General features: G+C 68.4%; 23 protein-coding genes. 10 read left to right on the top strand and 13 right to left on the bottom strand.

The genetic code is table 11. The features are described 5' to 3' along the window. Positions 1-19: 19 nt before the first annotated feature. Positions 20-1,801 (top strand): gamma-glutamyltransferase family protein, encoded by a 1,782-nt coding sequence (locus AB0M24_RS33830; protein ID WP_363777337.1) that lies wholly within the window; start codon positions 20-22, stop codon positions 1,799-1,801. On the opposite strand, the gene AB0M24_RS33825 is transcribed toward AB0M24_RS33830, so the two are convergent. From AB0M24_RS33825 to AB0M24_RS33815, 3 genes are all read right to left on the bottom strand, one after another. Continuing rightward, positions 1,802-2,023 (bottom strand): hypothetical protein, encoded by a 222-nt coding sequence (locus AB0M24_RS33825; protein WP_363777335.1) that lies wholly within the window; start codon positions 2,021-2,023, stop codon positions 1,802-1,804. A 97-nt stretch (positions 2,024-2,120) separates the two neighbouring features. After that, positions 2,121-2,465, bottom strand: coding sequence for a hypothetical protein (locus AB0M24_RS33820; protein ID WP_363777333.1), 345 nt, complete (start codon positions 2,463-2,465; stop codon positions 2,121-2,123). Between the two features lie 65 nt (positions 2,466-2,530). Next, positions 2,531-2,788: a hypothetical protein gene (locus tag AB0M24_RS33815; protein WP_363777331.1), complete on the bottom strand. Its 258-nt coding sequence runs from the start codon at positions 2,786-2,788 to the stop codon at positions 2,531-2,533. A 73-nt stretch (positions 2,789-2,861) separates the two neighbouring features. On the opposite strand from AB0M24_RS33815, the gene AB0M24_RS33810 reads away from it, so the two are divergent. Both AB0M24_RS33810 and AB0M24_RS33805 read left to right on the top strand, forming a co-directional pair. Beyond that, the gene (locus tag AB0M24_RS33810; protein ID WP_363777329.1) at positions 2,862-3,674 is read left to right on the top strand and encodes a helix-turn-helix transcriptional regulator; all 813 of its coding nucleotides are present in this window, start codon (positions 2,862-2,864) and stop codon (positions 3,672-3,674) included. A gap of 7 nt (positions 3,675-3,681) precedes the next feature. Beyond that, positions 3,682-3,870: a DUF397 domain-containing protein gene (locus tag AB0M24_RS33805; protein WP_363777327.1), complete on the top strand. Its 189-nt coding sequence runs from the start codon at positions 3,682-3,684 to the stop codon at positions 3,868-3,870. Between the two features lie 4 nt (positions 3,871-3,874). On the opposite strand, the gene AB0M24_RS33800 is transcribed toward AB0M24_RS33805, so the two are convergent. After that, positions 3,875-4,249: a hypothetical protein gene (locus tag AB0M24_RS33800; RefSeq protein ID WP_363777325.1), complete on the bottom strand. Its 375-nt coding sequence runs from the start codon at positions 4,247-4,249 to the stop codon at positions 3,875-3,877. A gap of 335 nt (positions 4,250-4,584) precedes the next feature. Between AB0M24_RS33800 and AB0M24_RS33795 the strand changes: the two genes are divergently transcribed. Further along, entirely contained in the window at positions 4,585-5,502 is a 918-nt protein-coding gene (locus tag AB0M24_RS33795) for an FkbM family methyltransferase (RefSeq protein WP_363777323.1), read from the top strand. Here the strand turns inward: AB0M24_RS33795 and AB0M24_RS33790 are convergent. The 4 genes from AB0M24_RS33790 to AB0M24_RS33775 are packed head-to-tail and all read right to left on the bottom strand — an operon-like array spanning position 5,453 to position 12,068. Beyond that, positions 5,453-7,747, bottom strand: a complete 2,295-nt coding sequence (locus tag AB0M24_RS33790; RefSeq protein ID WP_363777321.1) for a glycosyltransferase — start codon at positions 7,745-7,747, stop codon at positions 5,453-5,455. The two genes, AB0M24_RS33795 and AB0M24_RS33790, sit on opposite strands and share 50 nt — an antisense overlap. Positions 7,748-7,749: 2 nt before the next feature. Beyond that, the gene (locus AB0M24_RS33785) at positions 7,750-8,832 is read right to left on the bottom strand and encodes a hypothetical protein (protein ID WP_363777319.1); all 1,083 of its coding nucleotides are present in this window, start codon (positions 8,830-8,832) and stop codon (positions 7,750-7,752) included. 48 nt (positions 8,833-8,880) lie between these two features. Further along, positions 8,881-10,908 carry a glycosyltransferase gene (locus AB0M24_RS33780; RefSeq protein WP_363777317.1) on the bottom strand — a complete coding sequence of 676 codons (2,028 nt, stop codon included), beginning with the start codon at positions 10,906-10,908 and terminating at the stop codon, positions 8,881-8,883. A 35-nt stretch (positions 10,909-10,943) separates the two neighbouring features. Next, positions 10,944-12,068, bottom strand: coding sequence for a hypothetical protein (locus AB0M24_RS33775; RefSeq protein ID WP_363777315.1), 1,125 nt, complete (start codon positions 12,066-12,068; stop codon positions 10,944-10,946). Between the two features lie 125 nt (positions 12,069-12,193). On the opposite strand from AB0M24_RS33775, the gene msrA reads away from it, so the two are divergent. The 5 genes from msrA (at position 12,194) to AB0M24_RS33750 (ending at position 18,041) form a co-directional block, all read left to right on the top strand. Then, on the top strand, positions 12,194-12,862 hold the full coding sequence (msrA, locus tag AB0M24_RS33770) for a peptide-methionine (S)-S-oxide reductase MsrA (RefSeq protein WP_363777313.1): 669 nt from the start codon (positions 12,194-12,196) through the stop codon (positions 12,860-12,862). 96 nt (positions 12,863-12,958) lie between these two features. Then, positions 12,959-14,755, top strand: coding sequence for a hypothetical protein (locus tag AB0M24_RS33765; RefSeq protein ID WP_363777311.1), 1,797 nt, complete (start codon positions 12,959-12,961; stop codon positions 14,753-14,755). A gap of 161 nt (positions 14,756-14,916) precedes the next feature. Beyond that, positions 14,917-16,758, top strand: a complete 1,842-nt coding sequence (locus tag AB0M24_RS33760; RefSeq protein ID WP_363777309.1) for an SdrD B-like domain-containing protein — start codon at positions 14,917-14,919, stop codon at positions 16,756-16,758. 36 nt (positions 16,759-16,794) lie between these two features. Next, positions 16,795-17,736: a hypothetical protein gene (locus tag AB0M24_RS33755; protein ID WP_363777307.1), complete on the top strand. Its 942-nt coding sequence runs from the start codon at positions 16,795-16,797 to the stop codon at positions 17,734-17,736. Positions 17,737-17,786: 50 nt separating this feature from the next. Further along, positions 17,787-18,041: a hypothetical protein gene (locus AB0M24_RS33750; RefSeq protein WP_363777305.1), complete on the top strand. Its 255-nt coding sequence runs from the start codon at positions 17,787-17,789 to the stop codon at positions 18,039-18,041. Between the two features lie 130 nt (positions 18,042-18,171). Here the strand turns inward: AB0M24_RS33750 and AB0M24_RS33745 are convergent, their stop codons facing one another. Genes AB0M24_RS33745 through AB0M24_RS33730 form a run of 4 tightly spaced genes read right to left on the bottom strand, consistent with a single transcriptional unit; the run spans position 18,172 to position 22,451 of the window. Continuing rightward, the gene (locus AB0M24_RS33745; RefSeq protein WP_363777303.1) at positions 18,172-18,528 is read right to left on the bottom strand and encodes a septal ring lytic transglycosylase RlpA family protein; all 357 of its coding nucleotides are present in this window, start codon (positions 18,526-18,528) and stop codon (positions 18,172-18,174) included. Between the two features lie 45 nt (positions 18,529-18,573). Beyond that, positions 18,574-18,966 carry a contact-dependent growth inhibition system immunity protein gene (locus tag AB0M24_RS33740; protein WP_363777301.1) on the bottom strand — a complete coding sequence of 131 codons (393 nt, stop codon included), beginning with the start codon at positions 18,964-18,966 and terminating at the stop codon, positions 18,574-18,576. A gap of 28 nt (positions 18,967-18,994) precedes the next feature. Further along, entirely contained in the window at positions 18,995-19,624 is a 630-nt protein-coding gene (locus AB0M24_RS33735) for a hypothetical protein (RefSeq protein ID WP_363777299.1), read from the bottom strand. A 40-nt stretch (positions 19,625-19,664) separates the two neighbouring features. Then, the gene (locus tag AB0M24_RS33730) at positions 19,665-22,451 is read right to left on the bottom strand and encodes a BTAD domain-containing putative transcriptional regulator (protein WP_363777297.1); all 2,787 of its coding nucleotides are present in this window, start codon (positions 22,449-22,451) and stop codon (positions 19,665-19,667) included. Positions 22,452-22,509: 58 nt separating this feature from the next. Here AB0M24_RS33730 and AB0M24_RS33725 point away from each other — a divergent pair, with 58 nt between their 5' ends. After that, positions 22,510-23,556 carry a cytochrome P450 gene (locus AB0M24_RS33725; RefSeq protein ID WP_363777295.1) on the top strand — a complete coding sequence of 349 codons (1,047 nt, stop codon included), beginning with the start codon at positions 22,510-22,512 and terminating at the stop codon, positions 23,554-23,556. Here the strand turns inward: AB0M24_RS33725 and AB0M24_RS33720 are convergent. After that, a complete protein-coding gene (locus tag AB0M24_RS33720; RefSeq protein ID WP_363777293.1) occupies positions 23,531-23,959 on the bottom strand; it encodes an OsmC family peroxiredoxin in 429 nt (142 codons plus the stop codon). The genes AB0M24_RS33725 and AB0M24_RS33720 overlap by 26 nt on opposite strands. Between the last annotated feature and the right edge of the window lie 2 nt (positions 23,960-23,961).

The following is a 23,961-nucleotide window of genomic DNA, read 5'->3' as shown; positions in this document are numbered from 1 at the left end:
GTCGCATACCTTTAGGGGTGTGTTCACCACGCGCCCCGAACTCGTCGGCACCTTCGGCATGGTCGCTTCCACCCACTGGCTGGCCTCCTCGGCGGCCATGGCTGTGCTCGAGGACGGCGGCAACGCGTTCGACGCCGCCGTGACCGCCGGGTTCGTGTTGCAGGTGGTGGAACCGCACCTCAACGGTCCCGGTGGCGAGGTTCCGATCATCTTCGCGGCGGCTGGTTCGGCCCCGCGCGTGCTCTGTGGACAGGGTGTTGCTCCGGCTGGCGCGTCGATCGACCACTACACCTCGCTGGGCCTGGAGTTGGTTCCCGGCAGCGGTCTGCTCGCCGCGACGGTGCCCGGCGCTTGGGACGGATGGCTCACTCTTCTGCGTGACCACGGCACCAAGTCGTTGCGCGAAGTGTTGGATCGCGCGATCGGCTACGCGCGTGACGGCTTCCCGCTCCTGGCCCGTGCCGTCGACACCATCGAGCTCGTCTCGGACCTCTTCCGCGACCACTGGCGGACCTCAGCGGCGCAGTGGATGCCGGGCGGGTCGTTGCCGGTGCGCGGTGGGCGGTTCCGGAACCCGAAGCTCGCCGACACGTGGGAGTGGCTGCTCGCCGCCGCCGAGGCCGCGGGTGCTGATCGTGAAGCGCAGATCGAGGCCGCACGCAGGGCCTGGTCGCAGGGGTTCGTGGCGGCGCAGATCGACGAGTTCTGCCGTGGCGCTTTCCGCGACGACTCCGGTCGCGACCACGCCGGTGTGCTGACCGGTGCCGACATGGCGTCGTGGGAGGCGTCGTACGAGGACGCGGTGCTGACCGACTTCGGCTCGTGGACGCTCGTCAAGGCCGGTGCGTGGACGCAGGGACCTGTTCTGGCGCAACAGCTCCGGTTGCTGGAGGGCTACGACCTGTCCTATGTGGACGGCGTGCCCACTGCGGAGACCGTGCACCTGGCCGTCGAGGCCGCCAAGCTCGCCTTCGCCGACCGCGAGGCCTGGTACGGCGACAGTCCTGATGTGCCGCTGGAGACGTTGCTCTCGCGCTCGTACGCCTCAGAACGCCGTGCGCTGATTTCAGACTCTGCTTCTTTCGAACTTCGTCCTGGCTCGCCCGACGGCCGCGAACCGTTGCTGCCCAAGCACATCGTTGGCGGCCCGTCAGTGCTGGTGTCCGACCCGACCGGTGCGATCGGCGAACCGACGGTCGCGCGTTCCGGCGTGACGCGCGGCGACACGGTGCACGTCGACGTCGTGGACCGCTGGGGCAACATGGTCTCCGCGACCCCGTCCGGCGGCTGGCTGCAGTCGTCGCCGACGATCCCGTCGCTCGGCTTCTGCCTGGGCAGCCGCGCCCAGATGTTCTGGCTGGACAAGGGTTTGCCGAACTCGCTGGCTCCAGGCAAGCGCCCGCGGATCACGTTGTCGCCGTCGATGGCGTTGCGGGACGGGGTTCCGGCGCTGGCGTTCGGCACGCCCGGCGGCGACCAGCAGGACCAGTGGCAGCTCGGCTTCTGGCTCGCGCACCAGGCAGGCCTGAACCTGCAGGAGGCGATCGACTCGCCGATGTGGCACTCGAACGCGTTCCCGAGCTCGTTCTACCCGCGTGCGTGGACGCCCGGCGAGCTCGTCATCGAGTCCCGTGTCGGCGCCGACACCCTGGAAGCGTTGCGGCGCAAGGGCCACCAGGTAGTGGACGCCGGCGAGTGGACCCTCGGCCGGATGTCGGCCGTGGCCAGGGACTCCTCGGACGGACTCCTGCGCGCCGGTGCGAATCCGCGCGGCGCACAGGGTTACGCGGTCGGGCGTTGATCAGCCGCCGATGACCTTGGTGCCGTCGTGGATCATCTCCACGTTGCCACCCATGTTGTGCAGCGTGGAGATGCCGGCGCCCTCGGCGAGCTCGCTGACCTTGCTCGCGGCGTCGACGTTCGGGAGTTCCGGCAGCTGAGGTGCGGCCTGCGCGGTGCCCGCCATGGCGGCGATGGCTCCGGTGGCGATACCGGCGGACGCGACGATCTTCTTGATGTTCAAGGCGTTTCGCTCCGAGTTGTTGTGCAAAAAGTGGAACGGCGCCCGATTCGAGGGGGAGGGAATCGGGCGCCGCCCCGGCCAGGAAGTACTGGTTGGATCAGATGTCGATGGCCGCGTGGCCGTGCGGCGGGCCCTGCGGCTCGTTGAGGCCGAGCAGCGTGGCCGCCGGAACACCGTTGCCACCGGCGTCGACGTTCTCGACGATCGCTTCGACGTCGATGTCCTGCGCGTTGATCGCCTGGATCTTGCCCGCGACGTCCTTGGTGTTCACCGACGCGAGGTCACCGGCCGTGGCGACATCGCCCAGCTGGCCGCCGATGTCCGGCGTGGTCGCAACGTTGGCGTCCGCGGTGTCAGCGTGCGCGATACCACCCAGGCCGAGCATGACGGCGGTGCTGCCGAGGGCGACGGCGGCCCCCGTGACGGTCTTCCTGAGGTTCATAGGCGCGAAAGTTTCGCACCAGGCCCCTCTACATCAAGCTGCGTAACTCAGGCGGGGGAACTTCTTCATCCTTTGAGGGGGCGCCAGTCGAGTCCGACGGTGCAGACGCGCGCTTCGTCCCGCCACACCGAGACCGCGAACGTGCCCGCCTTCGTTTCGGTGCGGGACAAGAAGTCGTACGCGCACTCGATGGTGTAGCGACGGCGCCACTCCTCTCCTTTCCTTATGTACCAACCGTGGTCCTGAACCTCCTCGACGTGTTCGAGGTCCAGCGCGCCGTCGGACAGCCGGCGGCGGTACTCGATGCGATGGAAGTGGTCCATGACCAGGACGTTCCTCACCAGACCCAGAAGGTGAGAATCCCAAAGTGCGGATCTTGCCCGTACCGTTTGGACCGTGGCCGAACCCACCTTTCGTCAGCGGCGCCTCGGCGAGGCGCTCCAACAGCTGCGCGAGCGGAACGGGATGAGCCAGCGTGAGGCGGCGGAGCGGATCGACTACAACATCCAGAAGCTCAGCCGCATCGAGAACGGCCAGCTGCCCGACATCCACGCGTTGCGGGCGATGCTCGACATGTACGGCGTCATCGGTGACGAAGAAGAGCCGTACCTTGAGATGTGGAACCGCGCCAAGGAGAAGGGCTGGTGGCGCCCCTACGGGCGGGACACCCTGGGCTATCTCAGCCTGGAGCAGGATGCCTCGGTCATCAAGACCTTTCAGTGCCTGCACATCCCCGGCATGGTCCAGTCGAGGAGCTACATGCGCGCGCTGTTCGCGAGTTCGCGCACTCAGCGATCCGAGAAGGCGATCTCGAATCTGATCGAGATCCGGGTGCGGCGTCAGGAACGACTGTTCGGGGACAACGCGGTCCGGTACCACGCGATCATCACCGAGTCCGCGCTTCGTCATGCGGGTGGTGAGCAGCTGCTGCACATCAACAAGATCGGCCTGCTACCCAACGTCACGATTCAGGTCGTATTGGACATGGCAGGACTGCATGACGGGCTCAACGGCCCGTTCACGTTGCTGGAGTTTCCGTACACCGGAGACCCGCAGGTCCTCTACGTCGAGCACGCAGGTGGGTCGGTCCACATCGAAGATCCTGAGCGCGTGCAGGCCAGTAGCCTTACCTTCAAGCACCTCTCGAAGCTGGCGTTGACTCCCGAAGAGTCCGTCGCGTGGATCGAGAGGTCGGCTGCCGAGAGGTAGGGGCGAAGTGACTCTTGTTTGGCGCAAAAGCAGCCGCAGTAACAACCAAGAGGACGCCGACTGTGTCGAGATTGCGCTGAACGGCTCAAAGGCGCTGGTGCGAGACACCAAAAACCGGACAGGATTTGTCATCCAGTCCGGTAATTGGGAAGCGTTCATCGGCGCCGTTAAGCGCGGCGACTTGGAAAATAACTGACGAGCTAGGCGATCGCGCCCGGTGGAAGCTTCAACTTAAAGGGCAGCGTTGTCACGACGGCCAGGTCGGACGCGGTCGCCTTCATCAGCGTGGGCGCATTCCTGGCGCCGGGCTCCGGCAGGTCCAGCAACCTGTCGACGGCCTCGACCAGCGGACCCTCGTAGATCCACACGGCCTGTGCAGGGCGAGCCGAGTCGCGGACTGCGGGCAGACGGCCCGCGCGCGCCTCTGTCTCGGACCAGAACAGGATCGAGTCGATGAAGCCTCTGCGCTGCTTGAACGCCATGATGCGGTCGAGCTGCCCGGCGTCGTCCCTCAGGTGGAGGAACTGAAAACCGCTCTCGCGCAGCTCGATGACCTTGCTCAGTGCGTGGTCCATGGCGCACCTACCCCTGTGAGGTCCCCTTCGGGTGACCGTTCAGTCATACGACCCGAAAGGATCGTACGGTAAGTCAACGTTCGTCCGTAAGACGTACTCCGAACGAGTATCTCAATTGGTGGACGTTTGTGGCTTAGGGTAATCACGGGCGTCCTTGTTGGAGGAAACGGCCAGGAGGGCCATTACGGTTCGCGTCAGGAACGCCAAACCTGCCAATGTGACTAATATCACGACCGGGACCATCGAGTCCTCCAGGCTGTCTCAGCTGCTGATGGTAGAGACGCAGCGCGGCGATCGCGGGTTGCCGCACCGGGCGGACAGATATTGTCTGCGGCGTGATCTCGTACGCGCAGAACGCCGAGGACGTGCTCCTCGCCCGGCTCTTCCAAGGCAGGACGACCGGGCGTTATGTGGACGTCGGGGCGTCTGATCCCGTCGCGGACTCGGTCACCAAGCACTTCTACGACCTCGGCTGGCGGGGCATCAACGTCGAGCCGATCCCGGCGCAGGTCGAGGCGTTGCGCAAGGCGCGGCCCGACGACCTGACGCTGGCGGTCGCGCTGGGCGCCAAGCCCGGCACCGCTGTGCTGCACCACGTCGTGAACAGGTCCGGGTGGTCGACGCTCGACAGCGCGCTCGCGGACTCCTACCAGGCCGAGTCGACGCTGGAGATCGTCGAGGTCGAGGTCGAGGTCCGCACGCTCGCGGACGTTCTCGACGAGCACCCCGGCGACGTCGACTTCCTCAAGATCGACGTGGAGGGCGAGGAGCGCAGCGTCATCGAGGGCGCCGACTGGGACCGGCACCGGCCTCGGGTGGTCGTGGTGGAGGCGACGGAGCCCGGTTCCACCAAGCCCGCGCACCACGAGTGGGACCCGCTGATGACCGACGCCGGCTACCGGTGCGCGTTGTTCGACGGGCTCAACCGGTTCTACGCGAAGGCCGAGGACACGGAGGCGTTGGAGCTGCTCTCCGTGCCCGCGAACGTGTTCGACAAGTACGTCCGCGCCGAGGTGGCCGAGCAGCGGGCCGCTCGGATGGCGGAGATGGCGTACATCCGCCGGCTCGAAGAGGCCCTGCGGGAGGCGGAAGGGGCGCAGGCGCACGAGGCGGCCGAGTTCCGCGTGCTGCGCGAGGCCGCACAGCACGCGGAACAGGAGACCGCTCGCGCCCGGCACCGGATCGCCGCGCTCGAGGCACGGCTCATCGAGCTGGAGAACGCTCCTGGTAAATCTCCCCGAGCCGGTCGCTGATCACCTTGCCGACGGCCTCGTAGCTGCACCGCTCCCAGATCGCCCGGCGAGCGGCTTCTCCCATCCTGGCGCGCAACGACGGGCTGTCCGCGAGGCGGCGCAGCCATCCGGCGGCCTGGGCGACGTTCGGTTCCGCCCACAGCAGGCCGGGGCGGTACCAGTCGGCGAAGCGCTCGTCGTAGCGGTGGTCGGCCATGGTGATCGGACGGATCTTGTACCCGACCACGCCGGCCGATCCCGGTGGCATGAAGTCGGTGTTGCCGCTGTAGCCGGTGGCCACGACCGGCTTGCCGATCGACATCGCTTCCGCCATGCCCATGCCGAAGCCCTCCGAGCGGTGCAGCGACGCGTACACGTCACAGCTCGCGAGGAGTGAGTCCATCTCGGCGCGGGTCAGGTCGCCGGTGATCAGCACGCCGTTGACGCTCGCGACCGCGTCCTGCAGCGCGGCGGCCATCAGCGGGAAGATGTCGAGGTCGACGACCTTGATCACGAGCTGCGCGGTGGTGCCTCGCTCGTGCGGTGCGAACGCCTGGCGGAAGGCCTCGATCACGCCCCACGGGTTCTTGCGTGCGTCGCTCGACGAGGCGCTGAAGGTGAACAGGACGACGAAAGCGTCCTCGTCCAGACCGAACCTCGCCCTGTTCGGAGTCGGCGAGATCTCGGTGACCACGTTCGGCACGACCGTGATCGGCACGTCGGTCGCGGTGCGGAACGCCTCGGCGACGTAGGACGACACGACCCACAGCTCGTCGAGCCGCGGCAGTTGCTGGAGCGTGTAGTCCAGGATCTCCGGCATCTCCCACGCCCACAGCGCGATCGTGTACCGGTCCAGCGCGGTCTCCGGGATGAGCTGGAACTCGTTGAGGTTCACCATCCACAGGTCGACCGGGTAGTCCTTGCCGCCGCGCAGTTCCAGCATCTCGCGCGGTACCTGGACCGTGCGGACCGGCGCACGTGAGTTGAACTCCGTGTACGTCATCGGCAACGCGGCTCGGCGCATCGCAGTGCCCGCCCGGCGGAACGACTCGGACAGGCCGGTCGTGGCGCGCAGGTCGGCGAACAGGTTCACGCCGACCGGAGACGTGTCGTCCGGCTTCTCGCCCGCGGCAACGCTGTCCAGCGCCTGCCGGTAGCCCTCGGCCGCGATCGGCCACGTGGCGTTCCCGGCCACCCAGTCACGCGCGAGCTTGCCGGCCGCACGTGCCTCGGCCGGGTTCTCGACGATCTTTTCGAGCAGCGCGGCCAACGCTTCCGCCTCACGAGCGGGCTCGATCGGCACGCGCGGGCAGAACGCCTCGTCGAGGTGGCGGTGCTGCGGCAGGTCGCTCGTGATCACCATGCGGCCCGCGCCGAACGCCCGCATCATCACGCCGCTGGTCTCGCCCATCGTCGGCCAGCGCAGGTTGACCACCACGTCGGTCGCGGTGATCAGGTCCTCGAACGTCTTCTTCGCCGGGCTGAGCTCCAGGTGCACGGACTTCTCGAGACCGAGCTGCTCGACGACGCTGACGACGGAGGCGTGCACGTCCGGGTAGTCGACGTGGCCCGCGATCAGCAGCCGGGCGTTCGGCCACCGCCTGCGCACCTCGGCGAACGCCAGCACCGTCACCAGGATGCGCTTGATCCGGTTGAACCCGCCGAAGACGCCGAACACCACGTGCTCGTCGGTCCACTCGAACTCCGACCGGATGTCCTCACGATCGGTGTCGTCGCGCAACGGCGCGCCGTGGGGCACGACGAAGACAGGCTTGCCGGGGAACCGTTGGCGGAGCAGCTCCGCCGAGTGCGGGTCGTGCACGATCACGCCTCGGCTCGCGGTCACGAGGCGGTGCTCCAGCGTCATCGTGCGGCTGTCGAGCATTTTCACGCCGTCGACCTCGACCGCGGGCAACCCGTGCAGCAGGGCCGGGTCGTCCGGACCTCCCCAGATCGGGCCGTGGGCGTCCTTCAGCTCGCGGTAGAACTCGGGCGTGAGTCCCTTGCAGTAGCCGAGGTTGAAGTCCAGCAACGACATCTCGTGCAGGACGACGACACCCGGCACCTCGAGCGCCTGGTCGTAGATCCACGAATGCGCGCCCGCGTGGTTGCCCATCTGGTAGCACGCCAGTCCCGTGGACCGTGCGCGCGGACTCTTGCGGCGCACCGGCTCCGCGTCGTCGCCCAGCTCGGCGAGCAGTTCCTGCGTGTAGTCGGCGATCCCGCTGCGGTCGGGCGGCAGCGGGCTCCACATGCTGTAGCGCACGGTCACATCCGCGCGGTCAGGGTGAAGCGTGCACCGAGCGGGTGGTCGTGCTGCTCGACCTCGACCTCGGCGAAGCCCGCCGACTCGGCGAGGAAGCGCAGGTACGTCGGGTGCACCGGCCGCAGCGCGAACGGGTCGACGTGGAACTCCGGACCGGCGACAGGGCTCTCCACCAGGAGAACACCACCTGGCCGCAACGACTCCGCGGCCAGCCCGACGAACCGCGCCAGCCCTTCCGCCGACAACCGCTCGGCGAAGCGGAAGGCGGTCACGGCTCCAAGCGAACGCTTGTCGACCTGGCTGAGCGCCTCCAGCGGGTCGGCCTCGGTCAGCCGGAAGCCGAGCTCCGCGTTGTGCTTGACCACCGAGGGGTTCTCGGACGCGCCGACCGCGGGAATGCCCGCCTCGCGCAGCACCTCGAACCACTCGCCCCGCCACGGCACGGCGTCGAACACGGTGCCGCGGCCTTCCACGACCGGAAGATGTGCGGCCCTCGCGGCACGCACGTGGTCGACCGGGCCGTCGAGCAGTTCGGCGATCGCCAGTTCCACGCCGTTCGCCCTGGCGGGAACCGTGACGGCGTCCGCGTCGGTGCGGTCCGCGTGCCGGAACTGGTCGAGCGCGAGGTCGACCTGGGCGTTGCGCTGGCGGGCATCGCGGGCTGCCGCGGTGAGTTCGGCGAGCCGGCTCTCGATCGCGTCGAGGCGCTGGTCCACCTTCTCCGCGTGCAGCCCGGTGTCCACGAGCTGCAGGCGCAGGTCGCCGAGCTCGGTGCGGAGGCTGCCGATCGCCGCGTACAGGCGCTGGTTGAGCCCGGCCATGATGTTCTGGTCGGCCTGCTGCAGCTGCTGAACCTCGTGCGCGAGCTCGGCCCTCGGCACCTGGTGCTGGTTGTGCAGGATCTCGCTCAACGAGTTCACGGCGTCGCGCGTGGCGAGGTTGGTCTCAATCTGCCACTTGACCTGACGCCGCCAGAGCAACCGCATCATGAGCCTGCCGAGCAGGTCACGAGACCGCAGTGGGAGCCGCAGCTCCTTGTTCTGGTCCAGGCGCACGAGTGCGTCCGCCAGTCGTGCTTCCGACATCAGCCGTCCAGGAGTGCAGAGAAGGTGTGCGCGAAATTCTAGGGCAGGTCAGGCAGGTGGATCAGGTGATCGGACAGTCCTGACGATCCGTTTCGTCACGCGCCTCGCGAGCGACTCCTGGATCGGCTTCGGGTGCCGGGCCTGCCACTCGGCGTGGGCCGCGGTCAGGCGTTCGGCCGTCCACCGGGCCGCGACGTCGACCGACCGGGTGCGCAGGAGGTGTGCACGGGCCGCTTCACCGCGACGGCGTGCCTCCTCCGGGTGGTCCGCGACCTCGCGCATCGCTTCGGCGGCGGCGTGCAGATCCGGGTCGGCCCAGTGGCCGTCCGCCGGGTAGGGCGCCCAGCCGGGACCGATGGCAGTGGTGCCGTGCGGCACCAGCCAACCGGTTTCCTCCGTGACGAACTCGGCCGTGCCCGAGTAGTCGGTGGAGATCACCGGGATGCCGCGGATCATCGCTTCCGCCAGGGTGAGGCCGAAGCCCTCGCCGCGATGCAACGACACGTAGGCGTGGCTGGTGGCGTAGAGGTCGGCGAACTCCTGGACCGTGAGGTAGCGCTCGACGAGGGTGATCCGCTCGTCGCCCGCGACCTGGAGCCGCAGGTGTTCCGCCGCCGCGACGTTCGAGTGCGAGTTCGTCGACTTGATCACCAACTCGACGTCGGAACGTCCCTCGAACGCCTCCTGGAAAGCGCTGACCAGTCCGTACGGGTTCTTCCGGCCCGCGGTGCTGTTGTAGTCGAACGCGAACAGGAACCGCGTGCGGCCGCTCAAATCGCGGCGCGGCTCGCCAGGATCGGGCACCGGTACCGGGATCGTGTGCACGGGCACCGGCGAGTGCTCGGCGATGGAGCGCCGGGAGAACTCGCTGACGGTCCAGATCTCGTCGACGTGGGCGAAACCGTGGTGCATCGACGCGGGGAAGTCCTCGATCTCCCACGCCCACAACCCGATCCGGTAGCGGTCGTGACCGACTTCGGGATGCGCGGCCAGCAGCGGCGCGGTGAAGTCGCCGTTCACAGTGATCAGGCTGACCGGAAACCTCGGCCGGCCAACGGAATCCGGCGGTTCAAGTCCTGTTCGGACAGTCGTGGTGATCGAGTGCTCCTCGACCACGGACACGTGCGGGACACCCGAACTCTCCAGCACGCGCAACATGACCCGGCCCATCTCGCCGATGCCGAGCTCGGCCGTGTGGTAGCCGGCGACGTTGACGCCGAACTCTTCTGTGGGTGCGGCCGGCTCGATCGGTTCGGTCGGCAGCGCCCACTCCGGCACGCCCTCGTTGCGGCCGTGCAGTTCGCACCACTGGCGGAAACCGGGACCGTACGGGTGCGGGAAAGCGACCTGGAGGTCGACGCGCGACCGCCACAGAGCCAGCAGCAGCCGGTTGAAGCCGTTGACGCGTTCGACGGGCGTGGCGGGAAGGCTGAGCCACTCGCGGAAACGGTCGCCGTCGAACGCGTGGGGAGGCCGTGTCTTGGCCGGGTTGAGCGGGTTCGACGGTGTCAGCGCTTCGCGGAAGAGCGTGCGCATCGGCGCGGTGATCGGCGTTCCGTCCTGAAGGGACCCGAAGCGGTACGGGGCGTCGGCCGGTTCGACGCTGTTCGCGTACTCGTCGTAGATCTTCTTCAGCTCAGGTCGTTCGGAGAACAGCACCTTCGAGCAGCTCGGCGCGAGCACCCAGGGGACGCTCGGGTCGTAGTCGTCGAACCTGATCAGGTTCGCGCCCTCGAGCGACCTCTCGTGGAGGTTCCAGTGCGCGAGCGCGGAGTCCGACAGGTCGACGACGCCCCTGGTGACTGTCGCGAGGGGAGCCAGCACGAGGGCGCGCGGCGGCAGAAGCACCACGGCGTCGTACTTCTCGAGCAAGCCTCTTGCGGCTTTTGGCGCCACGACCTCGGCCAGCTCGTCGATGTCGTGCGCGGTCGCCAGATCGAGGTACTCGTCGTTCTGGAAGCCCAGCCAGTCCGGCGGATCCTCCAGATCGACGACGACGAACTCGTGCTCGGGGTGGTGCCTCAGGTAGGACGTGCCCAGCACCTGCGCGGCAGGTAGCTGGGCACGTGTCGCCACCGTGCAGGCGACCACCAGGGGGCCGCCCGCGGACATCACGGGCCGACGGGCAGCGCGGTGATCTGCGCGGCGAGCATCGCGTCGAAGTCCTTGCTGAACGCCGCCGGGTCCTTGCCCGCCACCTGCACGCGCACGATGGTGTTCTTGTGCGCGTAGTGGCCGCGGACCGAGCCCTTGTTGTTGCCGTTGGGGTCGACCTGAGCAGCGGTCACGCCGGCCGGGGCGGCACCGCCCGTGTACGGCTTGAAGCCGAACTTGATCTGCAGCGCGCCGAGTGCGTCGACGGCCGCGGCGGCGGCCGTCGCGTCCTTCGCCTGCACCGTGATGATCTGCACGACATCGCCGTTAGGAAGCGTCGTCAGACCGACACGCGCCTTCGTCGCACCAGCCGTCGCGTACGCGGTGTTCTCCTCGTCGGAGAGGAGCTTCTCCGAGACGATGTCCTCGTAGGACTTGATGTGGTCCTGCTTCTCGGGGCTGCCCGGCAGCACGCCGATCTCCAGGTCGTCCTTCGGCTTCGGCTTGCTCGTGGTCGTCTGCTGCGTGGTTTCCGCAACCGTTTCACCGCCGCCACCGGTGTTGGATCTGCCGGCGAACCACCAGATGCCACCGCCGATGAGCGCCAGCACCAGGATCACGCCGATGATGGCGAAGACCTTGCCCTTGCCGCCGCGCTCGCGAGCGTCGTCGAACGTCTCCGGACCCTGGGCGATCCAGCCGGGGGTCGGGTCGCCCATCGGACCGAAGCCGCCGTCGCCGCCCGTGGTCCACGGCGGCGGTGCGGAAACGGGCTGGTTGGACTGCCAGCCGCCCTGCTGCTGGTTCGGCCCGGTCACCGGCCGCACGAACTGCGTGCGCTCGCCGTCGGAACCCTGCTGCTGGGTGTTCACGACCTGGGTCTTGTCCGGAGACGGAACCTGACCGGGGGTGACCACCTGCGTGGCGTCTGGGTTGGGTGCCTGCTGCGGCTGCTGCTGCGGAGGGGTCGCCTGCCAGCGGAAGGGCTGCGCGAAGGGTGCCTGCTGCTGCGGCTGTTGCGGGGCCGGCGCCCCCGCGGAACCGGACAGCACCTCGTCCCGGCGTCGGCGGTAGTCGTCCGCGGTGATCCGACCCGAGGCCAGCTCCAGGTCAAGCTTCTGCAGCTCATCTTGCCAGGTCACGCCTGGCACCCCCTTTCCAGACAGCAGTCGACGGCCACATTGTGCCGAAGCCGACCGTTCGGTATCGCGCCGACCTGGCAAGTCGTGACCGGCTTGTGGCACACGACACCCGATACATTTGAGCAATGGCGTTGTTCGGTCGCAGCAAGACGAGGCTCGTAGCCCCGCACGACGCGTTGCCGGGGCGTACGACGCCACAGACGGTACCGCCGTTCCACGCGGTGTTCACCGACCGCCCCATCTCCCCGCCGTTCCCCTCTGACCTGCGCACAGCGGTGCTCGCCCTCGGGTGCTTCTGGGGCGCGGAGCGGCTGTTCTGGCAAACCCCGGGCGTGTGGACGACCGCAGTCGGCTACACGGCGGGCCACACGCCCAACCCCACCTATGAAGAGATGTGCTCCGGCCGCACCGGCCACGCCGAGGCCGTGCTGGTCGTGCACGACCCGGTCGTGCTGCCGTTCCAGGCGCTGCTCCGGGTGTTCTGGGAAGGCCACGACCCGACCTCGGGCATGCGGCAGGGCGCCGACGTCGGAACCCAGTACCGCTCCGGCATCTACTACGCCGACGAAGGCCAGCGCGTCACCGCCGAGGCGTCGCGGGCGGTCTACCAGCGGGCGCTGCAGGCCGATGGGCACGGCGCGATCACCACGGAGCTGGAGCCGCTCGGCGAGTTCTACTACGCGGAGGACTACCACCAGCAGTACCTGTCGGACGCCAAGAACCCCTACGGCTACTGCGGACTCGGCGGCACCGGGGTCTCGTGCCCGGTCGGCCTCCAGATCGCGGATGCCTGAACGGCCAGAACGCGTGCGAAGTACAGTCAGCCCGTTGCCCGTCGTGTTTGGGCACTTCGGGGGATTGACCGGCTGAACGCACAGAAGGGCCAGCTCGTGGGGGCGATTTCGGCACCGGACGCGGTTTCCGAGTCAGACGAGGGGGACGACGGGAAAGGCCGCGAGGGTCGGCTGGCCACGTTGGCTGCTCGCGCCGGCAAGGTCCGTTGGCGCCCGGTGGCCTCGTGGACTGGGCGGATGCTGAAGTCCGAGGGCGCTGTCGCGTTCTACTTCGGGTTGCTGATCTCGGCGGTCTTCAACTACCGGATCGTGCTGAACCCGCGCTCGCTGACCACCGGCGGCCTGGGCGAGGACCCGATGCTGCAGGCGTGGGAGCTGGCCTGGCTGCGCCACTGGGTGACCGACGGCGGGTCGCTGTGGACCGCGAACCAGTTCTTCCCGGCTGTCGACAACTTCGCGTTCTCCGACGCACTGCTCGGTTACCTGCCGCTGAGTCTCTTCGGCGGTGACGGTCAGTACGGCGCGATCTTCCGGTACAACGTCGCCTACGTGCTGGCCTTCGCACTGGCGTTCACCGGCGCCTACCTCCTGGCCAAGCAGCTGGGCAGCAGCTGGCAGGGCGCCGCGCTCGCCGGGATCGTCTTCGCGTGGGCGCCGTGGCGGGTGACGCACATCCACCACCTGAACGTGCTGTCGACCGGCGGCATCGCGCTCGCGCTCTGGGCGCTCGCCCGCGGGCACGGTTACTCGTTCCGCGAGCGAACCGAGCCGCGGCCTTGGTGGATCTTCGCCGGGTGGCTGATCGCCGCCTGGCAGGTGTCGATCGGGTTCGCCATCGGACTGCCGTTCGCCCACGTGATGGGGGTGATCGGGCTGGTGATCGTCGTCGCCGCCTGGCGTCTCCGGTCGCGCGCGGTCGTGATCGCGAACGCGTACGGCGCGGTGGTGTTCCTCGTGGTCACGGCGCTGCTGATCGTGCCGTACTTCCGCGTGGTCGACATGTACGGCTTCAAGCGCCACTGGGAGGAGATCGGGGCGTTCTCGCCACCCGTGAACGGGTTGTGGACCACCTCGTACCAGAACTGGTTGTGGTTCGAGTCGGCCTTCACCCACCACGAGGAAATCCCCGCGCTCAACATCGGCGAGAAGTTCCTGTTCCCCGGCTTGTTCGTGGTCGTGCTCGCGGTGATCGGCCTGTTCGTCAGCGCGTGGCGGATCCGGGTCCGGGCGATGCTGGCCTCCGCGGTCGCCGTCGTGGTCGTGCTGGCGCTCGGCACGAACTTCCTCGACGGCGCCGTCTACCGGTTCCTGTGGGACTACCTGCCCGGCTGGAACGCGATGCGGACGCCCGGCCGACTGATTCTCTGGGCGCTGCTGCCGCTGGGGCTGCTCGCGGCGGGCGCGGTGACGGAGTTCGGCAGGCTGCTGGTCGACCGCACCCAGGTCTCGTTGAAGCTCATCGCGATCTACCTGTTCGTGCCCGCGCTGGCAGTCCTCGTCGAGGGCATCCCGAAGCTGCCCTACGCGGAGAACCCCGGCATCCCGCCGGATCTGAAGCGGGCGTTCATGGAAACGAAGGATCCGCTCCTGGTGCTGCCGATCGCGGACGGGCACGCCGACCTGACCTACCTGTTGTGGTCGACCGAGGGGTTCCCGACGATGGCCAACGGCAACTCGGGCAACTTCCCCAAGTCCTACTGGGAGATCAGGGAGATCTCAAGGACGTTCCCCGACGCGGAGAGCATCGACGTGCTCAGGAACTACGGCATCCGGAAGGTCATCGTGCTCAAGGCGCAGCCGTACGGCGTCGACTTCGCGAACCGGCCGGTCGCGGGGTTGCCGGTCGAGCGTACCGAGTCGAACGACATCGTGGAGTACACGATCACCGGGTGATCTTGTGCTGGGCGGTGTGAGCTAAATGAGACTTGTTTTCCCAGTTCGTCCGACTTAGCGTGCACCGCTGAAACCACATCCACCGCACGGCGGGGTTTCGCGCGGTACGTCGGGGGTCGTGTCGCGCCGGAGCGGTGATCTATGTCCTGGGGGAGTTCCTCTTGTCTGCAACACAGGCGCGCCTTGTCGCGCGCAGATCGGCCGTGTTCGCGGCCGCCCTGGCGTTGACCGCCACGACCTGCTTCACCGCGTACGCGCAGCCGGACGACCCGGCGACGCCGAGCACGCCTGCCACGGCGACCAGCACGCCCGCCGAGACCAGCACGCCCGCGGAGCCGACGGAGTCCAGCACTCCGGTTGAGCCCAGCACGCCCGCTGAGACCAGCACGCCGGTCACGCCACCTGCGGAGACGCCGGCCGAGCAGCCTGCGGAGAAGCCCGCCGAGCAGCAGAAGCAGCAGGAAGCCGACCCCGCCCGTCCGGACCTGAAGGCCACCGCGACGGTGGTCGGTGCGGGACCGTTCCTCGTGGGTCAGTTCGTGTCGATCAAGCTCACCGTCACGAACAGCGGCGCCGGCGAGGCCACCGAGGTCTCCGCTTGGTCCGAGGCCCTTTCCGGTTCGTGGTTCAGCATCAACCGGGAAGACTGGGACGGCCTTCAGCCGCCGTTCGGTGAGCCGTCGACGTTGAAGCTCGCGGCGGGTGAGACGCGGACCTTCAACCTCAAGGGCCGGACCTACGGCTACCAGGGCGACTCGAAGATCCGGTTCCGCGTCGAGACCAAGAACGACGTCAACCCGTTCAACAACACCACCGATGTCGAGATCGCGTTCCGGGAGCCCGTCAAGACCGGCACGATCAGCGGTGTCCTGTGGGGCGATGCGAACGGCAACGGCGCCCAGGACGCGGGCGAGGGCCTGGCCGGCGCGGGCGTCTACCTCTACGGCGGGGGCGACCCCAACGTGACGCCGAGGACGCGCACCGACGCCAGCGGCCGCTTCACCTTCACCGGTCTCGAGCTCCGCACGTGGGGCCTCGGCTTCGACGACGACCTGCCCGGCGGGTGGGTCGTCCAGAGCAACTCCTCTTCGGACATTCCCGTCGACGGCAGCGGCTCGACCTCGGAGCTGCGCTACCAGGCGGTCCGGCCGCTGCGCGACCAGCTGTCCGCCGCGGTGCGCTTCCTCCCCGGTGAGTACGTCGACGGCGGTCCCGTCACCCTGGAGTTCACGCTGACCAACAAGGGCGGCGCGGACATCACCGACATCACTGCCGGCTGCGGGCGCTCCGGTGAGGGACCCCACGTCGACGTCTGGCGCGGCCGTCTCGGCGAGCTCGACTGGAGCCGTGGCGCGACGATCCCGGCAGGCCAGAGCCGTGTGTTCACGGTCGAGGCCTTGATCGCCGGCAACGCCTCCGACTACGGCTACTCCTTCGTCGCGTGCGACTTCGGCCCGAAGGACCAGGGTGTCATCCACGGCTACCCGAGCGTCTTCGACTACGTCAAGGTCGGCAGCAAGCGGACGAACACCAGCGGTTCGATCTACGTCGACCTCAACGGCAACGGCTGGATGGACGGTCAGGAGCACCTCAACGGGGTCTCGTTCAGCCTGGTCGACCCGAAGACCGACGAGGTCGTGGCGACCGCCACCGGCTCCGGCGAGCACGGCGAGGCCTTCTTCAACGACATCCCCACCGGCCTGTACAAGATCGTCGTGAACGGGCCGTACCAGGTGAAGCACCCCGAGTGGTTCATCACCGCCTCGGACTGCTCGAAGTGGTGCCAGACCGGCTGGAACATCCAGGTGGTGCCGGTCGAGGGGCCCGCGGGTCCGCAGCCTCAGCCCGAGCAGCCGGCGATCGTGCCCGTCGCGAACTACAGGTCGACGTCCGGCGCGCTCGCGGACACCGGTGCCAGCGTCTCGGGTCTGGGCCTGGTCGGCGCGCTCACGCTGCTCGTCGGCGGGGCGTCGGTCTTCCTGGCGCGACGCAGGACTGCGTGATCAGCAGAAGATGAGGCGCTGAGAGAATCCGTGCCGGTGGGGGCGAAACTCGACTTCTTCGCGGACGTCGTCCACAGCGGCACGGTTCTCGGCGTCGACGCGAACCTGGGGCCGGACGCTGTGTCGGCGGTGCTGGGCGACTTCGGCGAGAACCGGAACGGCCGGTCGTACTGGCGGTCGTACGGCATCGTCGAGATGGCTTGGTACGACCGCAAGCGCGGCCTTGGGCTGAAGGGCGAGCACTGGGCGGTGCAGGCGCATCGGCTGGCGTACGACGTGCCGCTGGAGAAGGCGATCGTGGCTCGCTACGGCGAGTTCAGCGGATTGCAGATGTTCGACGAACTGCAGGCCGAGCTCGAGGGCCGCGGCGTCGGGCTGGTCGAGCTCGGCGGGCCGGAGTTCGGGCACCAGCGGTACTGGCAGCCGGACGCACAGGTCACGTTGCACGTGTCCGTCGACGACGATCCGGGCGCGGTGCAGAAGATCTTCTCGGCGTTCGGCGAGGATCACACGATCAAGTTCGACGGCGACTCCAAGGCCGCCTGGCAGCAGATGAAAGCGGTCTGCGCCATGACGGAGGAGCAGCGCGCCCGATGGGTCGAGAAGAAGCGGCCGGACGACTTCCGGTCGTGGTGGCGGTACTGCACGCGGTTGACGACGGCCCGCACCGAACTGGGCGACGTCGGTGATCGTGCGGCGTTCGTGGAGCTCGTCTTCTGGATGCTCGAGTTCGGTCGTACCCACGACGTGTTTACGCCGGCGGAAGTCGCCTACCGCCGGGCCGATTTCGCGGCTCACCTGGACGAGCTCCACCCCGAAGAAGTGATACCCGGCCACGACGTGCTGGTCGACGCGTGCCTCGACCACGTCAGCGAACAGATGACGCGCGACGACAAGAACCTGGTCGACGTCGCGAGGTTGTTGAGCCACGGCCTGACTGACCCTCGAAGGCTGAACCGGGCGATCAGCAGAAGATGAGGCCGCAGGGCTTCGTGGTGGTCGTGGTCGGCCGCGGCGGCTGAGTCGTCGTGGTCGGCTTCGGCGGCTGCGTTGTGGTCGTCGTGGTCACGGTGGTCGTCGTGGTGGTGGTCGTTGTCGTTGTCGTGGAAGAAGAAGACGACGAGGACGACGACGGGCCGGACGACACTGTCAGTGATGGTGTTTCGGTCTGCGTGGGCATCAAAGACGGGGTGTTGATCAGCGAAACACGGGCTGGTTTGTCGCCGTCCGGGGCTGTCGGATCGCCCGCTGCGAGCGATCCGACATGCGGTGCGAGCACGTAAAACGCTGCGATGAAGGCACCAAGAAGTGCACCAGTGGCGAGCCGTACAGGCCCACTCATCGCCGCCAACACCCCGATTGCCTATCCCGTTCACTCGATTGGGTCAAGCTAAACGAGAGTTTTGGTATGGATCAAACGCGGGTAACCGTGACGCCGACTACGCCCTGTGACAGCTGGGCGATGGTCTTGAAGGCCTTCGGGGTCAGGTCGATGCAGCGGCCGGTGATGAACGGGCCGCGGTCGTTGATCCGCACGGTGACGGTCTTGTTGTTGGAGCGGTTCTTCACCTTCACGCGGGTGCCGAAGGGCAACGTCTTGTGCGCGGCGGTGAGCTTGTTGGGGTCGAAGCGCTCGCCGCTGGCCGTGGTGCCGCCACCGGTGTAGTACGAGGCCTTGCAGGTCTCGGCGGAGGCCACGGGGGAGAAGAGCACTGCGGTGGCGGCGAGAGAGGCCAGCGTGAGGCCGGCGGCCGCGAGGGTCTTTGCCATGTGCCCAGAAACCCAGAGCGCGCCAAAGAGACGCCTAACGCGCGCCTAACCGGGGAATTGCTCCGCCGCGGACACGAGCAGCTGCCAGTCGCCCTCGGGCAACGTGCGCAGCCGGTCCAGCAGAACCGACATCCGCGTCAGTAACGCTGGGTGATCGGTCCAGAACGAATGATCTACTCTGAGTAGAGCGGCGAGCAGGTCGCCGGGATACAGAGCGAACGACCGCAGCGGATCCGACTCGACGTGCTCCAGCGCCAGCAGGGCGGTGACGTCGAGGCCCACCTGGTGCGTGACCAGCAGGTGCAGCGACGTCGGCGTCAGCTCCCGCACCGGCAGGTCGCGCAGCGCGCAGAGGTCGCGGTACAGCTGGGTGGACGACGGGTCGGGTCTCAGCCAGTCGTCGTCGCTCAGGTGCGCGAGCGTTCTGTCGCGGTCCACGCACACATAGTCCCTGCCGGGACAAGACCTAGCGGGCCGACTGAGGCAACGGTTCGGCATTGGGCGACTGCCAACCCACCCGAACGAACACCTCGCCCTCGTGCAACAACGCCTGCGACGCCAGTCCCCACACGGTCGAGGCGAGCAGCACTGAGCTCACGGCCTCGCCCAGCCGGAGCCAGTCGTGGCCGATGAGTCGCAGCAGCACGCCGTTGCGCCGCGCCACGAGCTCCAGGTCGCAGCTCTCGGCGTGGGCGGCGTGCAGCAGCCACGTCAGCGCCGAGTCGGGCACCTCGTCGTCCAGGAACGGCCGCGGATCCGCGCGGCGCAACGAGATCGCCGCCGCGGAGGCCACCTCGCACGAGAACGCGTCGAGTTCCCATCGGGGGTGCACCGACGCGACCCGGCCGTCCCCTTCCCTGGTCCGCAGCACGTGGCAGTCCCAACCCATCGCCGAGAGAGCGACGCGCACGTGGTGAAGCACAGCGCCACACGCGAGGAGCGCCGTCTGGTCCGTGCGTGTCGTCAAGAGTTCGAGGCACTCGTTGCCGTTGCGCCAGCGCCACGGCGGCACGATGTCGAACGACGGCGCGCGGGCGGCGAGCTTCAGGACTTCCTCGACCGTGCCCTCGTCTGGGGTGCGAACGCTGGTCCTCATGCGAAACAGCCTGCTCAGACCCGGTTGCACGGGGCCTGCGTCACGACTGCGCGGCCGCGACCACCGCCGTCACGGTCATCGCCGCGCCCCGTGCGAACGTCGCGGCGTACTCCTCCTCGCCCAGCGCCTGCACGCACAGGGCCACGCATTGGTCGTGCGAGGCCGCGAAGTTCGCTGACCCGAACAGCGGCAACCCGACCGACTGCCACACGCGGTCAGCGCCTCCCAACAACAACGCGGCGTGCAAAGGACCTCCGGACACCACCGAGATCAGCGCCAGCAGCTCGACGGACACCGCGATGCCCAGCAGGTCGTCGAACTTCTCCTTGATGAGCAACGAAGAAGTAGCCAGCTCACGAGCCTCTGCGACGTCACCGCGTCCCATCGCCACGAACGCCAGGACGTACAACGCGTACGCGCGCGCCCAGAGCTCGCCGTTCTCCTCGCACACGGCCCGCGCTTCAGAGCACAAAGCGGCTGCGCGGTCGAGCTCACCGGCGAAAGCCACGGTGATCGCCAACGCCACCCGCGCCATGATCACGTTGCTGTCCAGGTGCCCCATCTCGGCGTGCAGCCGGTCCGCCTCGGCCAGCAGCGACGCGCCCAGCGGCAGGTCGTCGTTGAACACCGCGGCCGCACCCTGCACGTAGGTCGCGTAGACGTCGGCGTCCGCGTCGTCCAGCAGCGCGGCCTCGGTCCGGCAGGCCTCCAGCAGCGCGGGCACGGCGGAGGTGTTGCCCTGCAAGGTCGCCACGTACCCGTTGACCCACAACGCCTTGCAGCGCGCCCGGGACGGCTCGGTCTCCAGCGACAACGCCCAGTTCAGCCAGTGCCGTCCCTCGGCGAACCGGCCGCAGCCGACCCAGTAGAACCACAGCGTCGCCGCCAGCCGCAGACCCGTGTCGGCCTCGCCCGGCGCGGTCATCGAGTACTCCAGGGCCGCACGCAGGTTGCCGCGCTCGGCGGTGATCCACCCGACGGTCGCGGCCTGCCGCGGCGTGAACCAGGCCCGTTCACCCTGCTGCGCCACGCCGGCGTACCAGTCGCGATGTCTCAGCCGCAGCCGTGACTCCTCATCGCTCGCACGCAGCCGTGTCTGCCCGTACTGGCGCATGGTCTCCAGCAACCGATAGCGCGCCACGCCCGCGTGTTCCTCGCGCTGCAGCACCGACTTGTCGACCAGCCCGTCGACCGCGTCGAACATGAAGTCCGCAGTCAGCGAGTCGTCCGAGCACACCGCCTCGGCCGCCGAGAGGTCGAAGCTGCCCGCGAAGACCGATGCCCGCGCCCACAGCAGCTGCTCGCGCGGTGAACAGAGGTCGAAGCTCCAGTCCATCGTCGCCAGCAGGGTCTGGTGCTGGGGCAACGCCGTTCGGCCGCCGTCGGTCAGCACCTTGAACCGGTCGTCGAGCCGTTCGAGCAACTGCGCCGGTGTCAGCGCGCGCACCCGCAGCGCCGCCATCTCGATCGCCAGCGGGATGCCGTCGAGCCGCCGGCACAGGTCCGCCACGGCCTGCTCGTTCGCCCCCGTGATGACGAACGAGCCAGGCACCGCGGCGTCGGCGCGTTGAGCGAACAACGTCGCCGCCGGGTAGGGCACGGACAACGGCGCCACGGCCATCACCTGCTCGCCGTAGACGCGCAAAGCCCTGCGCGAAGTCGCGATGACGCGCAGCCGAGGCGCTACCCGCAGCAGCGTGTCGACCAGTACCGCGCAGTGGTCGACGACGTGCTCGCAGTTGTCCAGCACCAGCAACGCGTCCCGGTCTGCCAGGAACTCCTGGAGCACCGTGAGCTGCCCACGGCCCGTTTGGTCGACCACGCCCAACGCCTCGGCCACGGTGTGCGGGACCAGTGCCCGGTCGCGCAACGCCGCCAGCTCCACCAGCCACACCCCGTCCGGCGGCTGCTCGCCCCGCGCCACGTGGACGGCGAGCCGCGTCTTGCCCACCCCGCCGACGCCGATCAACGTCACCAGCCGGTGCTCCCGGATCAGCTGGGCGACGTGGTCGGTCTCCGGCCGGTTCACGAAGCTCGACCGGTCGGCCGGCAGGTTGCCGCGCACCACGACCGGAGCACGTTCGGGCAGGTCGAGGCGTGGATCGGCGGTCAGCACGGCCTGTTCGAGGTCGCGCAGCCTGGTGCCGGGCTCGATGCCCAGCTCGTCGACCAGCACGCCGCGCGCCCGGTGGAACGCGGCCAGCGCCTCCGCCTGCCGTCCCGACCGGTAGAGCGCGATCATCAGCTGCTCCCACAGCCGTTCGCGGAACGGGTGCTGCTCGACCAGCGAGTTCACCAGCGGCGCCACGGCGGCGTGCTCGCCGAGCGCCAGCGAGGCGTCCATCAGGTCCTCGGTCGCGTCCATCCGCAGCTCGGTGAGCCGGGCGGACTCGTGCCGCGTCCATTCCCCTGGCCGACAGTCCGCGAGCGGATCGCCCGACCACAACGCCAGCGCCTCCCGCAGCATCCGTGCGGAGTCCACCGGGTCGTCGCTCTTGCGTGCTGCTGCGACGAGCACCTCGAACCGTGCGGCGTCCACGGTGTCCGCGGAGGCGTTGAGCACGTAGCCCGGCTCGCGGGTGGTGATCAGCTCGCCGAGTCCGGCGTCGCGAATCTGGCCGCGCAGACGTGCGAGGAGGCTGTGCAGGGTTTTCGTGGCGGTGGCCGGCACCTCGTCCCAGAGCGCGTCCACGAGTGCGCTGCGCGGCACCGTCTCCCCCGGATTGAGGGCGAGCCGTGCCACGAGCGTCCGCTGTCCCGCGCTGCTGAGCTGAACTGCTCCGTTCGGTCCGGTGAGTTCGAGCGGACCGAGCAGCCGGATGATCACTGTAATTCGTCCTGTCGTCAGCCCCCGACAAAGGCTGGAACCGGGACAAGATACTGCAATGGAATTCGACCCGAGAATCAACGCCCAGCGGGTGACCGCATACGCCGACCTGCGTGCCGTGCTGGCTGATCCGGTGACGTTCTCCTCCCGGAACATGACAGGTCCGCAGGTCGCGGCCGTGGCGGCACTGCTGCCGCCGGAGCAGCGGCGATTGCTGGAATTGATGTCCTCGCTCAACGCGGCGGACGGCGCAAGGCACGCCCGAATTCGTGCGGCGGCGAATCAGAAATTCACTCCAACGGCCGTGCGCCAAATGGCTGACGTAATTCGATTACGCGCTAGGACGCTTCTCGACGGCCTGCCTTCCGAGGCCGACTTCGTGAGCGAGTTCGCCGCGCCGTTCGCGTTGGGCGTCGTCGGTGACGTGCTCGGTGTGCCCGAACGCGACTTCCCGCTGTTCCGCGAGTTCGTGGCACCGGTGCTGGAACTGACCAGCGGCGAGGAGGTCAGCGAGCGGGTCCTCGGGTCGTACTTCGCCGGGATGAACGAGTTCTGCGCCTACTTCGGGCGCTCGGACGCCTTCAAGGGCGGCCAGCTGTCCGAGCAGGAACGGCTGTCGCTCTGCCTCGCCGTGGTCGTCGCGGGCACCGACTCGACCACGAACCTGTTGGCCAGCACGCTGCTGCGCCTCAACGCACGGGAACGACGGCTCGGTGGCGTGGTGGAGGAGGTGGTGCGGCTCGACGCGCCGTTCATCGGCTTCTTCCGGACGGCGACGTGTCCGGTGACGATGGGCGGGGTGAAGATCGCCGAGGGCGAGCACCTGTTCCTCGACTACGCGGCGGGAAACCGCGACCCGCGCGTGTTCACCGAGGACTTCGACCCCGGCAGGCCGTCCGTGCCTGCCCACCTCGGCTTCGGGCACGGGCCGCACTACTGCCTCGGCGCGGGGCTGGCGCGCCTGGAGGGCCGGATCGTCGCCGAAGAGCTGCTCGACCGCTCGTCCGAGGTGGCCGAGCAGCCCGGCGACGTGCGCTACCGCAGGCACCTGATCAGTCACGGGCCCGCGGAGCTGCGGTTCAGACCAGGGCGGCGTCCAGCGTGATGTTCTCGACGGCCGCGAGCGCCTTGGACACCGGGCAGTTCTTCTTGGCGCCCTCAGCGGCCTCGGCGAAGGCCTCCTGGGTGAGGCCCGGCACGTTGGCGCGGACGGTCAGGTGGATGCCGATGATGCCCTGGCCGGCCTGGAACTTGACCTCCGCCTTGGTGTCGATGGAGGTGGGCGGCGTGCCCGCGCCGGTCAGGCCGTGCGAGAGCGCCATCGAGTAGCAGGAGGAGTGCGCCGCCGCGATGAGCTCCTCAGGGCTGGTCTTGCCACCGGCCTCCTCGGCGCGCGCCTTCCAGTCGATCTCGAAGCTGCCGCTCTTGGAGGTGTCGAGGCTGACGTTTCCCTTGCCCTCGACGAGAGAGCCTTCCCAGTGCGCGTTTGCCGTCTGAGTGACTGCCATGA

The organism is Lentzea sp. NPDC051838 (assembly GCF_040681245.1).
GTDB lineage: Bacteria > Actinomycetota > Actinomycetes > Mycobacteriales > Pseudonocardiaceae > Lentzea.
This window is presented reverse-complemented; position numbering and strand designations above follow the sequence as displayed.